The following is a 240-nucleotide window of genomic DNA, read 5'->3' on the forward strand; positions in this document are numbered from 1 at the left end:
TGGCCCGTGTGCATTGGCCAGCGAACCCGGCTGACGATGCCCCGCCAGTAACCCTTTAGTCGCTTTGCGAACTGGATCAGAGCCGGTATTCCACTTTCTTGAGCATGGCTCAGCCATTGCTTCCAGGCTGATCGCCAGCCCCAGGCGGTGCTCGGCGTCCAAAGCGTTTTGAGTTCAGCCTTCATTAAGTAGACCGTCATCAACGCTTGGTTGGCCGCTAGCAGATCCTCCAAACGGACC

The 240-nt window shown here is 57.9% G+C and carries 1 protein-coding gene; it reads right to left on the reverse strand.

What is annotated here, in order from left to right; all coding sequences use genetic code 11:
• Window positions 1-240, reverse strand: a 240-nt coding sequence (locus tag ACM6G4_RS27460; RefSeq protein WP_414915025.1) for a transposase, incomplete at both ends; no start/stop codon positions are given.

Source organism: Pseudomonas sp. IT-P258 (assembly GCF_949767825.1).
Classification (GTDB): domain Bacteria; phylum Pseudomonadota; class Gammaproteobacteria; order Pseudomonadales; family Pseudomonadaceae; genus Aquipseudomonas; species Aquipseudomonas monachiensis.